At 61.3% G+C, this 12,848-nt stretch carries 13 protein-coding genes; 6 read left to right on the top strand and 7 right to left on the bottom strand.

What is annotated here, in order from left to right:
• Positions 1–181: 181 nt before the first annotated feature.
• The 5 genes from RE428_RS00260 (at position 182) to RE428_RS00240 (ending at position 6,106) form a co-directional block, all read left to right on the top strand.
• On the top strand, positions 182–1,201 hold the full coding sequence (locus RE428_RS00260; protein WP_004579560.1) for a TRAP transporter substrate-binding protein: 1,020 nt from the start codon (positions 182–184) through the stop codon (positions 1,199–1,201).
• 78 nt (positions 1,202–1,279) lie between these two features.
• Positions 1,280–1,876, top strand: coding sequence for a TRAP transporter small permease subunit (locus RE428_RS00255; protein WP_004579561.1), 597 nt, complete (start codon positions 1,280–1,282; stop codon positions 1,874–1,876).
• On the top strand, positions 1,876–3,177 hold the full coding sequence (locus RE428_RS00250) for a TRAP transporter large permease (protein WP_004579562.1): 1,302 nt from the start codon (positions 1,876–1,878) through the stop codon (positions 3,175–3,177). The genes RE428_RS00255 and RE428_RS00250 overlap by 1 nt, the downstream gene beginning before the upstream one ends.
• Before the next feature lie 128 nt (positions 3,178–3,305).
• On the top strand, positions 3,306–4,883 hold the full coding sequence (locus tag RE428_RS00245; protein WP_004579563.1) for an aldehyde dehydrogenase (NADP(+)): 1,578 nt from the start codon (positions 3,306–3,308) through the stop codon (positions 4,881–4,883).
• A 53-nt stretch (positions 4,884–4,936) separates the two neighbouring features.
• Positions 4,937–6,106 carry a fumarylacetoacetate hydrolase family protein gene (locus RE428_RS00240; protein ID WP_004579564.1) on the top strand — a complete coding sequence of 390 codons (1,170 nt, stop codon included), beginning with the start codon at positions 4,937–4,939 and terminating at the stop codon, positions 6,104–6,106.
• A gap of 41 nt (positions 6,107–6,147) precedes the next feature.
• On the opposite strand, the gene RE428_RS00235 is transcribed toward RE428_RS00240, so the two are convergent.
• The 6 genes from RE428_RS00235 to RE428_RS00210 form a co-directional block, all read right to left on the bottom strand.
• A complete protein-coding gene (locus tag RE428_RS00235; RefSeq protein ID WP_004579565.1) occupies positions 6,148–7,365 on the bottom strand; it encodes a YbfB/YjiJ family MFS transporter in 1,218 nt (405 codons plus the stop codon).
• 107 nt (positions 7,366–7,472) lie between these two features.
• Entirely contained in the window at positions 7,473–8,156 is a 684-nt protein-coding gene (locus RE428_RS00230) for an SCO family protein (RefSeq protein WP_004579566.1), read from the bottom strand.
• Between the two features lie 33 nt (positions 8,157–8,189).
• On the bottom strand, positions 8,190–9,092 hold the full coding sequence (gene cyoE, locus RE428_RS00225) for a heme o synthase (RefSeq protein WP_004579567.1): 903 nt from the start codon (positions 9,090–9,092) through the stop codon (positions 8,190–8,192).
• Positions 9,089–10,177: a COX15/CtaA family protein gene (locus RE428_RS00220; RefSeq protein ID WP_040882961.1), complete on the bottom strand. Its 1,089-nt coding sequence runs from the start codon at positions 10,175–10,177 to the stop codon at positions 9,089–9,091. The genes cyoE and RE428_RS00220 overlap by 4 nt, the downstream gene beginning before the upstream one ends.
• 186 nt (positions 10,178–10,363) lie before the next feature.
• On the bottom strand, positions 10,364–10,981 hold the full coding sequence (locus tag RE428_RS00215; protein WP_227500186.1) for a hypothetical protein: 618 nt from the start codon (positions 10,979–10,981) through the stop codon (positions 10,364–10,366).
• Positions 10,974–11,663, bottom strand: coding sequence for an SURF1 family protein (locus RE428_RS00210; RefSeq protein WP_004579570.1), 690 nt, complete (start codon positions 11,661–11,663; stop codon positions 10,974–10,976). The genes RE428_RS00215 and RE428_RS00210 overlap by 8 nt, the downstream gene beginning before the upstream one ends.
• Before the next feature lie 89 nt (positions 11,664–11,752).
• Between RE428_RS00210 and RE428_RS00205 the strand changes: the two genes are divergently transcribed.
• Entirely contained in the window at positions 11,753–11,956 is a 204-nt protein-coding gene (locus RE428_RS00205; protein WP_004579571.1) for a twin transmembrane helix small protein, read from the top strand.
• On the opposite strand, the gene RE428_RS00200 is transcribed toward RE428_RS00205, so the two are convergent.
• Entirely contained in the window at positions 11,953–12,840 is an 888-nt protein-coding gene (locus RE428_RS00200) for a cytochrome c oxidase subunit 3 (RefSeq protein ID WP_004579572.1), read from the bottom strand. The genes RE428_RS00205 and RE428_RS00200 overlap by 4 nt on opposite strands.
• Positions 12,841–12,848 lie beyond the last annotated feature (8 nt).

Raw genomic sequence — 12,848 nt, 5'->3', positions numbered from 1 at the left:
TGCATCCCGTTGTTGTTTTCGGCATCGTGCGCATCAGACTTGCATAAAAGATACATAAAGAACCGTATGTTGAACAAATAAAAATTTATGTCTAATATCGGACCATGCATCGTGGCAAGCCAACGAAAGTGCGTGTCGATGGTGCGGGCGACAACAAAAACAACCTCCGAAGGAGTGCCTTATGTTCGCTATAAAACCCAGTCTTATAATCGCCAGCGCCCTGCTGGCGTTTGGTCTCTCAGGCGCGCACGCGGCCGAGTACTCGTGGAAGTTCCAGGCCTCGGAAACAGCCGGGGAGCCGAGTTTCAAGATCAAGAAGGAATGGACCGAAAAGATCGCCGAAATGACCGACGGACGGGTCGAGATCGAGCTGATGCCGATCAATTCGGTGGTCGGGCCTACCGAAACCCTGGAAGCCGTCAGCGCCGGTATCCTGCAGGGGCACATGACCGATCCAAGCTACTTTTCCGGTCAAAATCCGGCCTTCGGTATGATGGGGAACCTGGTCGGCGCCTGGAGCGATCCCATGGACTTCCTGGCCTTCATGAAGGAGAACGGCGGTGAGGATTTGTACAACGAATTGGTCGAACCTTACGGCGTTCACCTGATTTCGGCCGCCTGCTTCCCCCTCGAATCCATTCCTTCCACCGTGCCCATCAAAACGCTCGAAGATTTCAAGGGCCTCAAGATCCGCGCACCCCAAGGCATGGTGTACAACATCTTCGAACGTATCGGCGCAGCGCCGGTAAACCTGCCGGGCTCGGAGGTCTACACCGGTCTTGAGAAAGGCGTTATCGATGCGGCGGACTCCACCGTGCTTTCGAACAACGATGCCATGGGTCTGCATGCGTTCGCGCCATACCCGCTGTATCCCGGCTTCCACTCGATGCCGATGATCGCGGTCTCAGTCAACAAGAGGGCCTGGGACAAACTACCGGATGACCTCAAGACGACCGTCAAGTCGGCCTTCGACGACATGGCCTATGACCTGATTTCCCGCCTCCAGCAGCAGGACATCGATACGCTCAAGAAATTGCAGGAAGATCCCGATGTCCATCCCTACGACCTGTCCCCCGAAGAGCGCAAGAAATTCCGCACCGCGGCGGAGCAGGAATGGAAGGTCTGGGCCGAGAAGAATGACATGACCCGGGAAATCTACGACTCCGCCACAGCATTCCTGCGCTCGCGCGACCTGCTGTAAACCCTGTCCGGTGGGCGCGTTCCCGCCTTGGTGTCCAATTTCCGGCGACGGCGGCGCCTCGCGTCGCCTGGAGGCCCTATGTCCCGGTCCAATGTCCCCGAAGATCGCGTCGCAAATGACGAAACCGAGCTCGCCTATCAGGGCGAGGCGGCACGCAATGCGTTCGATCGCGCCGTGCTTCGCTGCGGCCGAGTGGTTGCATGGCTTGCGTTCATCGCCATGGCAATCAGTGTCTATGAAGTTTTCATGCGTTATGGCTTCAATTCGCCGACGTCCTGGGTCCATGAAACAGTCGTGATGCTGGTGGCCACCTTGTTCGCCCTCGGCGGCCCCGTGGCGATGGCGAGCGACCGCCATATCCGTGTCCGCGTGCTTTACGATTCCGCCGGACCGCGCCTCAAGTGTTGGCTTGAACGGTTCAATAACCTAGTGGCGCTGGGTTTCTGCCTGCTGATGAGCTATGCGGCGTACGTCATGTTCTGGAAATCGTCCCATAACCCGATGGGTGAATGGTCGCTGGAGCGTTCCGGGACCTCCTGGAACCCACCGTTTCCCAGCCTGATCAAAGGTATCATCCTGCTGGCCATCGCTATCATGACGATCCAGGCCATCCTCCACCTGGTGGAATCGTTCAGAAGGACACCCGACCGGGTACCTCCCGGAGGGCATGCTTGATGGAGATCGCAGAAGGAACCCTCCTACTGATTGGCGCAATCTTCGCGCTCTTGGTCACGGGTTTGCCCTTGGCCTTTATTACCGGACTGGTTGCACTGATCTTCGCATTTGGCTGGTTCGGCCCGATGTCGTTGCCACTGGTCACGAGTCGCGTCTATGGCTTTATCACCGAGTATTCACTGGTCGCGGTGCCGATGTTCGTGTTCATGGCTTCGCTGCTGGACCGATCGGGGATCGCCAGGGACCTGTTCAACGCCATGCGGGTCTTTGCCGGCAGGCTTCCCGGTGGTGTCGCGGTGCAAACGGTGGTCGTGGCCTTCTTCCTGGCGGCCCTGTCGGGCATCATCGGCGGCGAAATCGTCCTGCTGGGTATCCTGGCGCTTCCCCAGATGTTGCGGCTCGGCTACGACAAGCACCTGTCGATTGGCGTGGTCTGTGCCGGCGGCTCCCTGGGCACCATGATGCCGCCGTCGATCGTACTGATCATCTATGGACTGATTGCATCGGTCTCGATTGCCGATCTTTTCACCGCGGCGATCACGCCCGCCATCCTGCTGATGGTCAGCTATATCGGCTACGTCCTGGTGCGCTGCCTACGCAATCCCGAGATGGGTCCGCCCATGTCCGACGAGGACCGCGAGGACGGCTTCAGCAACCGGGGTCAGGCACTGAAAGCGATCGTAGTGCCGGGCCTGATTGCGGGCATGGTGCTCGGTTCCATCTATGGCGGCGTCGCATCCGTCACAGAAGCGGCGTCCATGGGGGTCTTCGGCGTGCTCCTGGCGATGCTGCTGCGGGGCGAATTTACCCTGCCCACCATCCATAAGAGCCTCGACCAGACCATGACCACCTGCGGCATGATTATCTGGATCGGGATCGGCGCGGCTGCGCTGGTCGGCGTCTACAACCTGATGGGCGGCAATGATTTTATCTCCGACATGATACTGGGGCTGGACGTCGAGCCGCTGGTCATCATGCTCGTCATGATGCTGATCCTGCTTGTCCTGGGTATGTTCCTGGATTGGATCGGCGTCGCCATGCTGACGCTGCCGATCTTCGTTCCCATCGTGACTGAACTCGGCTACAGCCCGATCTGGTTCGGCATCCTGTTCGCGGTCAATATGCAGGTGTCATTCCTGTCACCGCCTTTCGGGCCTGCTGCATTCTACCTCAAGGGGGTCGCGCCAGCCGGCATTTCACTCAAGGACATCTTCGTTTCCCTACTGCCTTTCGTGGCTATCCAGCTCTGCGTCCTGACCGCGCTCCTGCTCTGGCCCAACCTGGCCATGTGGCCACTGTAGTCGGAAACATATCACTGGGGATGCTTACAAGAGAGCGACAAACGACTCCTCGGAGCAACAAACGGCCGGGTACCGCACAGGTCGTCTGCCGACCCGGATCGTCAACCTCATAAATCACGGAGAGCACTATGACACTCTACGGTAAACAGCTGATCGGCCAGAACGCCGTCGCCGGATCGGGCGTCACCTTTGCTGGGCTCAACCCGGCCACAAACGAGAGCCTGGAGCCCCAGTATGCCGGTGCCAGCGACCAGGACGTCGAGCGCGCCTGCCAGTTAGCAGAAGAGGCTTTCGACCGTTATCGCGAAACCTCACTGGAGTCACGCGCTACATTCCTGGAGCGCATCGCCACAGAGATTGAGGCCCTGGGCGAGCCGCTCATCGAACGTGCCATGGCCGAATCCGGCTTGCCGCAGGCGCGACTGGAAGGCGAGCGAGGCCGTACCTGTGGGCAACTCAGGTTGTTTGCCAGTGTTGTCCGTGATGGCGAATGGCTCGACATCCGTATCGATCCGGCGCTTCCGGACCGCCAGCCGATGCCGCGCGTCGACCTGCGCCAGCGCCATATTGCGCTTGGGCCAGTCGCGGTGTTCGGCGCCAGCAACTTTCCCCTCGCCTTTTCGGTCGCCGGTGGGGATACGGCCTCGGCACTCGCCGCCGGCTGCCCGGTCGTGGTTAAGGCCCATCCGGCCCACCCCGGGACGTCGGAGCTGGTGGGGCAAGCGATCCAGGCGGCTGTTCGAGCCTGCGATATGCCGGCAGGCGTCTTTTCCCTACTGTTCGGTGCGGGCATTGATCTGGGGCAGGCGCTGGTAAAAGACCCACGCATCAAGGCTGTTGGCTTTACCGGGTCCCGCCGGGGAGGCACCGCCCTCATGGCTACGGCTCAAGCACGGCCCGAACCGATCCCGGTCTACGCAGAAATGAGCAGTATCAACCCGGTTTTCCTGCTCCCCCACGCCCTCAAGTCGCGCGGGGCCGAAATCGCCGAAGCCTTCGTCGCCTCCCTGAATATGGGTGCCGGGCAGTTCTGTACCAATCCAGGGCTGGTTATTGCGATCAAGGGTCCCGAGTTGGATACCTTCCTCCATGCTGCCGCCGAGGCGGTCACCCGGAGCACGGGCCAGACGATGCTGACCCCTGGCATACACGATGCCTATGGCGATGCCATCGAGCGTTTGTCAGGCAACGCGTCCGTGCGCGAAGTTGCACGTGGCCAGTCGGGGGAACAGGGGAACAGCTGTCAACCGGGCCTGTTCGCCACCAACGCGACCGATTTCCTGGCGGATGAACAACTTCAGGATGAGGTGTTCGGCGCCAGCTCGATGGTGGTGGTGTGCGACGACCAGGCACAGGTGCAAGCCGTGGCCAAGCACCTGGAGGGTCAGTTGACGGCAACACTCCAGATGGACGACACCGATACAGACGTTGCGCGCGGATTGCTGCCCATACTGGAGCGAAAGGCGGGCCGCGTGATGGTCAACGGTTGGCCGACCGGCGTGGAAGTCTGCCACGCCATGGTCCATGGCGGGCCCTATCCTGCAACCTCCGATAGCCGCAGTACCTCAGTCGGCAGCGCCGCGATCCACCGGTTCCTGCGCCCGGTGTGTTACCAGAACATGCCTGAGGCCCTGCTCCCGGAGGCCCTACGGGATAATAATCCCCATGGTGTATCCCGATTAATTGATGGTAAGCGCGACAACTGATCGGAAGCCTTTTTCAGTGACGGGCGACCCGCGGTCGCCCGCAGGAGTTCAAGATGAATACGCTCTCAGCATTGGATTGTCTTCCCGCAGATCACCTCCAGGCGCCCCTGGTCGGTCGGGTGTGGCGGGACACACCCCGGAGCGGACCTGCGATCGTCGCAATCCGCCAGGGCGAAGTGTTCGATATTTCGGCTCACGTAATGACCATGGCGGATCTGCTGGACCACCCTGAGGCGTTGGACGTGGTCATGCGGTCCCCGGGGGAGTCGCTGGGACCAGTAGAGGCCTTGCTAGACAATTCGTTGGCCGAACCCCAGCGGGCTCCCTACCTGCTGGCGCCCTGCGACATCCAGCCAGTCAAGGCTTGTGGCGTCACCTTTGCCGTCAGCCTGTTGGAACGCGTTATCGAGGAGCAGGCCGGCGGCGATCCCACCCGCAGCGATGCGCTTCGGAAGGAGATACAGTCAATACTGGGGAGCGACCTGGCGCAGATCGCACCCGGTTCCAGCGAAGCCATGACGCTCAAGGAGGAGCTCATCGAAAGGGGGCTGTGGTCTCAGTACATGGAAGTCGGTATCGGCCCTGACGCCGAGGTATTCTCAAAAGCGGCGCCCCTGTCGGCGGTCGGCTTTGGCGCACGGGTCGGCCTGCACCCGTCGTCCCATTGGAACAACCCGGAACCGGAGATTGTGCTGGCCGTCGATGCAAACGGCTGCCCCAAAGGCGCCACGCTGGGCAACGACGTCAACCTGAGGGATATCGAAGGCCGGAGCGCACTCCTGCTCGGCAAGGCCAAGGACAACAACGCGTCCTGTTCGGTGGGCCCCTTTATCCGGCTGTTTGACGCCCAATTCAATCTCGACAGCGTGCGTTCGGCCCGGGTATCCCTGCGTATCGAGGGCGAGCAGGACGGCTTCCTGTTAGAGGATGTCAGCGATATGGCGGAAATCAGTCGCGATCCGCTGGATCTCGTCCAGCAAACCTGCGGGCCCCATCACCAGTATCCCGATGGGTTCATGCTCTTCCTGGGGACCATGTTCTCGCCCATTGTGGACCGCGATGCAGCGGGCCAGGGCTTTACGCATCGTGTAGGAGATCGCGTCAGTATCGCGACGAAGGATCTCGGCATGCTGGTCAATATCGTCGATCGCAGCGACCGTCTACCACCATGGCACTTCGGTATACGAGCACTCTTCAGTCACCTGGCTTCACGCAGCGCTTAGGGTGGGTACGACGGGGCTAGTTTAAGAAGTGTGCCTGGCCACTAGGCGGCACGGCGGTGCCAGGCCTCCGGCCTCGGAACGAGGCAGGCGAACACCAAACCCCAGACCAACGCACCCACGCCAATCCAGAAGGCACTTTCCAGGGTGCCGCCGAAATCGAGCCACTGTTTGACCAGCCAAGGGCCGGCCATTTGCGAAAAGGCGTAGAGCGCAACCATCGCAGCCGATAACCGTGGCCCCTGGTGGGGGTGCAAGGCGCGGGCGATACGCTGGGTCAGCAGCACGGTGCCGAGGAACGTCCCGCCCACCAGCATGCCACAGAGCACAATCCCCACCGGCCCCGGCCAGAGGACCGCGGCCAGCACGCCCACCAACTGGACCACGAAGTTGATCCGAATGGCCGGCAGGTCGCCGATACGCCCGCCGAGATGATTCCAGATATAGGCAGACGGAATGGTCGCCAGGGCCACGATGAGCCAGGAACCATCGACCAGCCAGTCGCCCTCGGCCAATTGCATCCTGGCCAGCAACGGCAGGAAGGTCATGGGCAGGATATAGCCGAGGCCTGCCCCAAGATAGGACAGGAAGAGCGGCATGCTCGCGCGGTCAAACAGCGGCGACTTGCCCTCGGCGATGGCCGTGCCGTCAGCCTTTTGCGGGCGTACTGGAACGTCCAACCGGCTGAGACGCCGCCAGCCCCACCAGCACAACGGAATCGACAGCACCAATGCCGGCCACCAGCGTTCCGGGCCCGACAACCAGTCGGCGGAATAACTCACCAGCGCGCTGGACATCAGCAGGCCGATACCGACACCGAGATAGACCAACCCACTCATGGATGCCCGGTTGCGCAGCACCAGCCATTCAAGAATCAATGCCGGCGCCTGCACGAACACTACGCCGTTGGCCACGCCGTTGAGCCAGCGCACCGCGTCCAGCACCGCCACCTGCTCCACTTGAGTCTGTAACAGTGTGGTCAGCACATGAACCGCCAGTGAAAGGGGCAGGAGGAAGCGTATGTGATCGATGCGGTGCCAGCGGATCGCCAGCATCGCGCCCATGAGGTAGCCGAGGTAGTTCCAGGTGGCCAGTGAAGCGGCCTGTTGCGGATCGAGCAGGCCATCATCCACCAGGTAAGGCAGCAGCGGCGTGTAGTAGAAACGGCCCAGGGTATGGACCACCAGCAGGACAATGGCCCCGGCGGAGAGGGCCATCAGCACATCACGATTTGCAGGGCCGGGCCGGGACGACGAAGCCATGGTGCTTTCCTGGGCAACAGAAGGGGGAGGGAGAGTTTAGAGAACGGTGGATGCCCTGAAAAGGGTCAGTGAGGGCGAAGACAACCGATACAAGCAGAACTCAGCCCTCAGGCGCCAATATCCCGCTTGGCCTTGGCCCACTGATAGATTTCGCCAAAGGCCTTTGCCACGCTGTCCGGCTTCAGCGGTGGTTGGATGACCGCGATCATCTCGCCGTCCGGATTGAGCAGTGCCAAATGAGCGCTGTGGTCCACCAGGACATTACCCTTCTCATCCTTCCGGTGAACGAAGACCGCATTCATGCTCTTCGCCAGGTCTTTCAGGGTGTCCATATCGCCGGTCAGACCGTGGAAATCCTCGCCGAAGAAGTCCAGGTATTCACCCAGGCGTTCCGGCGTGTCCCGTTCCGGATCGGCGGATACCAGCAGGTAGGTGGGCTCGGGGAGATCCGCGGGAATGGCTTCGCCGGTGCGGCGCAACATCGCCATCGTCGCAGGGCAGACATCCGGACAGTAGGTATAGCCGACGAAAACGAAGGTCCAGCGACCTTTGAGTGCTTCATTGGTCACGGTTTCACCCTGTTCGTTGGTCAGGGTAAAGTCGGCCAGCGGCCGCCCTTCCTCGTAGACGAAGGTATTCAGCGCGCTGAGCTCTGGGGGCGGCGGCCCATCCTGCGCATCCGGGACCAGGAACACCTGACGTGCGACCACCATGCCGATCACTAGCGCCACCAGCAGGAGCAGCCCAATGAGGGTCAGGCGGATACGTTTGCGGGCGTTCTCTTGGCTCATGCACCTCAATCCATGGTCATTAACGGGCGACGATCAGAAAAACACGAAATGATCGACCAGCAGGACCACGAAAAGTGCCATCAGATAGGTAATGGAATACTTGAAGGTTTCCAGTGCCACCCGGCGATCGTCGCCCCGCAACAGTCGAATGGCATATTGCAGGAATCGCAGTCCCAGCGCCAGGGCTCCGACCAGGTAGATACCGCCGGACATACCGGTGGCGAAAGGCAGCATGCTTACCGCGATCAACATCAGCGTATAGAGCAGGATGTGGAGCTCTGTATAGCGGTTGCCGTGGGTGACCGGCAGCATGGGAATGCCCGCCTTGGCATATTCCTCCTTGCGGTGGATCGCCAGGGCCCAGAAATGCGGCGGCGTCCAGGCGAAGATGATCAGCACCAGCAGTAGCGCGTGGCCATCCACCTGGCCAGTAACCGCCGTCCAGCCCAGTAGTGGCGGCATGGCGCCGGCGATACCGCCGATCACGATATTCTGCGGCGTGGCGCGCTTGAGGAAGAGGGTATAGACACCGGCATAGCCGACCAGTGAGGCCAGGGTAAGCCAGGCGGTGAGGGCATTGACCTGCCAGACCAGCACCAGCATACCCGCCAGCGCCAGGGTGAGGGCGAAAACCAGTGCATCCATCGTGGTGACCCGGCCGGTCGCCACGGGCCGTTTGCGGGTGCGGGCCATGACCGTGTCGATCTTGTAGTCCACCACGTGGTTTACCACCGCCGCCGCCGCCGCCAGGAAGGCAATCCCCATATTGCCGAACACGAACACCGTCCAGTCCGGCACGCCCGGGCGGGCCAACAGCATGCCGATCACCGCGGTCAGCATCATCAGGGCGACCACGCGCGGCTTGGTCAGCTCCAGAAAATCCCGCCAGGTGGCCGGTCTGGACTGGGCGACGGCTGCATTGGATGGCTGGCTCATGCAGGCAACTCCTGTTTGATTCGTGCGGGTTTGGGCGCTCTCCGGACCACATGGAACGGCTGTATACGCCAGAGCAGGTTCACCACTGCCAGCAGCAAGCCGGCGCCGAGTGCGTTATGGGCGACGGCAATGGGCAACGGGATGTGCATCAGTACGTTGGCCACGCCGAGCGCCACCTGGGCCAGCAGGACACCGCCAGCTAATGCAACCCAGCGTCCCATGGCAGCCTCCCGTGCTGCCGGCCAGAGCCGGATCAGCAGGAGGCTGAGGTAGATTGTGAGCACCAGGGCCCCAAACCGGTGGGTCACGTGGATCGCCACGCGGCCATCGTTGGTCAGTTGCCCACCGAGATAATTCGGTCCCACCGCCTGGGTGATATCGAAGCCATGGCGGAAATCCATCTGCGGCCACCATTCGCCATGGCAGGTTGGCAGGTCGGTGCAGGCCACCGCGGCGTAATTGGCGGCGGTCCAGGCCCCAAGGGCGATCTGGATGATCACCAGCATCATGGCACCGAACACCCACGGTTTCATACGTGCCAGCGCCTCGGCCAGACGCGCTCCGGCCTTGGGCTGCTTGCCGCGCAATCGCAGGGTGAGCAGGAACAGCAGACTCAGGGTCGTGAATCCACCCAGGAGATGGAGGGCCACGACCTGGGGCCAGAGCTTGAGCGTCACCGTCCACATGCCGAAAGCCGCCTGCAGCACCACGAAGCCGGCAATGAACAACGCATGCTTCCAGGGCAGACCCTCCCGGCGATGGCGAAACCCATACCCAGCCAGTGTGAAGACCAGCAACGAGAGGGTACCTGCAGCATACCGGTGGATCATTTCCGGCCAGCCCTTGCTGACATCCACCGGCGCGTGGGGGAATCGAGCCTCGGCAATGGCAATGTGTTCAGCACTCTGGGGAACACTGAGGAAACCGTAGCAGCCGGGCCAGTCGGGGCAACCCAGTCCCGCATGCACCAAGCGCGTCCAGGCGCCGAGCATGACCACAACCACCGTCAGCACGGTAGCGACCAGCGCCAGACGTGCCATGAAACGGCGATGATGGTCCCTGCGATCCGCTGCTGTGGTTCTCATCCTCAACCCCCGAAACAGTTTCGGAAACACTGAATAAATACCTGCTGCGGCGAATCGGCTGCGTTGCGCGGTACTCGCAAGCTCACCTACCCGGCGGGTATGCCTCGCTTGCTGCGTTCCGTGCGCCTTGCGCTTCATCCACATCAGGCATTTCTTCAGCGTTTCCTTTTCAGGTCGGTTGCCGGTTCAACCGATATGGGAGATCTTCATCAGGTGCTTGAGGTCTTCAAGCATCGCCTTGCCGGTGTGGCCCGGCCCGTAGCGCATCATGATGTTGCCGAACGGGTCGATGACGTAGATCTGCGGTGTACGCTCGATATCCACATTGCCCGGCCACCGCGGTGATTCACCGTTGCCCGATTGCATCAGGGGCATGTCCGGGTAGCCTGAAAGATCGTCAGGAGCCTGCTCCAGGTATGCCGCACGCTGCATGCGATCCTGATTCTTGCCCAGTGCCGTATTGACCTGACGGGCCAGGTAAACCTGTTCCTGGCATTCGGCAGCGCATTCGCCGCCAGCGACCACCAGCATCATCCAGGTCGCGTCCGCTTTCTGCGGACCGAACCGATCCGCCAATGGTTCGCCGTCACCATTCACCAGACCCAGATCTGCCACGGCGACCGGTGGCCGGACCAGCGTGCCGTTATTGGATTGCCCGGTCGGATTCATCCAGCCGGTATAGAACATGACAGTGGCCACGATCATCGGCCCAAAGCCGATCGCGAACAGCAGCAACGCAATACGGCGCCCGCGCCTGACCTGTGCCGGGGTGGGTTCTGGCTTGTGCTGTTCGGACTCAGCCATTGCCATGCTCATCCTGCGACTTCTCCTTTCTGAAACTTGCCACTACCGTCAGTACCACCAGCGCCGTGGCCAGCGAGAACCATTGCAGCGCGTAGCCGTAATGGGTTTGCGGCCCCATCAGGTCCGGCGCCCAGTCGGCGCGGAAGGCACCGGGCTGGCCTGGATTCTCCAGCCGTAGCATGCGGCCAACAACGTCCGGGGCCACAGCCTGCACGTCGTCCGGACGGAGCGCCTGAACGCGTCGCGGCCAGCCGTTTTCTTCCGGCGTGTCTGCCAGCACCGGCGGCGTCGGGTAGTCCGCCACTCGTGCCCGGATCTGCACGCGGCCCGGCTGCGTATCCACCGGAGGTAGCTGGCTGCGCCGCTTGGGAGCCGGTAGCCAGCCTCGGTTGACCAATACCCGTGGTCCGTTTGCTGGCTGGAACAAGGTCAGCACCTCGTAGCCGGTGCGCCCATCCCGGGTGCGGTTGTCCAGCAGCCAGACATAGCTTGGGTCGTAATGACCGCTGAGTTGCACTGGCTGCCCCAGGGTCAGGCCCCGCTCTATAGTCTCGGGCCAGTCGCCTTCCTCCAGTTGCTGGTCCCATTGCTCCAGCTGTGCCGATTTTTCACCGGCCCGTTGCACCTGCCAGGTACCCAGGCCGAGCAACACCGGCAATAACAGCGCCGCAAACAGCCACAAGCGCCAATCCGGTTTCCACCTTCGCCCCCGCTCAACCATGCTTTGCTATAGTGAACTCACCCAATGTCCGCCCCGCGGGAGCCAAGACCATGCTTAAAGTGCTGATTGTCATACTCATGTTTGCCGTAGTCGTCAGCCTCTTCAGTGGCCTGTTCTTCCTGCTCAAGGATGAGGGCAAGACCCAGCGGGTACTGAATTCCCTGATCGTCCGCGTTTCCCTGAGTGCATTGCTGATCGCCGTCATCCTGCTCGCGCTCTGGCACGGTGACCTGACGCTCAACCCCACGCCCTAGATGATGTAAACGAACACGAACAGCCCCAGCCAGACCACGTCCACAAAGTGCCAGTACCAACTGGCCGCCTCGAACCCGAAGTGTTTCTCCGCAGAAAAATGCCCCTTGGTGATGCGGATCAGCATGATCGTCAGCATCAGCGTTCCGAGCAGCACATGCGCGCCATGGAACCCGGTCAGCATGAAGAAGGTGCTGCCATAGATACCCGACTGCAGGGTGAGGTCCAGTTCGGTATAGGCGTGGACGTACTCCTCCACCTGGAACGCGAGGAAGCCCAGGGCCAGGACGATAGTGGCCGCCAGCCAGATCTTAACGCGGGTGCGGTTATCCTTTTTTAACGCATGATGAGCAATGGTCACGGTAATCGAAGAGGTCACCAGCAGGATGGTGTTCACCAATGGCAGTCCCCACGGGCCAATCACTTCCTTCGGGCCGGGGAAAGCGTCGGGATCCGGGTTCTGCAGCAATGGCCAGGAGGAACGGAAGCCCTCCCAAAGGATGCTACTGGAGCCCTTGTCGCCTTCACCGCCCAGCCAGGGAATGGCAAAGGTACGGGCGTAGAACAAGGCCCCGAAAAATGCGGCGAAGAACATAACCTCGGAAAAGATGAACCAGCTCATGCCCCAGCGGAACGAGCGATCCATTTGTTCGCTGTACAGTCCCGCGCGGCTCTCCTGGATAACGTTGCCGAACCAGCCGAACAGCATATAAGCCATGACCAGCGCGCCGATGAAGAAGATCACCCAGGACGTGGTGGTGGATTCGCCCGCGGAGCTGTTGACCATGATCGAGCCGATACCCGCCATGGTTAAGAGAAGGCCAACGGTCGCGATGATTGGCCACTTGCTCTGTTCCGGAACGTAGTACGTCTGCTCTGTTGCCATGGCGGCCT

Origin of the sequence: Marinobacter nanhaiticus D15-8W, from assembly GCF_036511935.1 — a bacterium.
Classification (GTDB): domain Bacteria; phylum Pseudomonadota; class Gammaproteobacteria; order Pseudomonadales; family Oleiphilaceae; genus Marinobacter_A; species Marinobacter_A nanhaiticus.
Note: the sequence above shows the minus strand (reverse complement) of the source record. Positions and strands in the feature narration are given on the sequence as shown.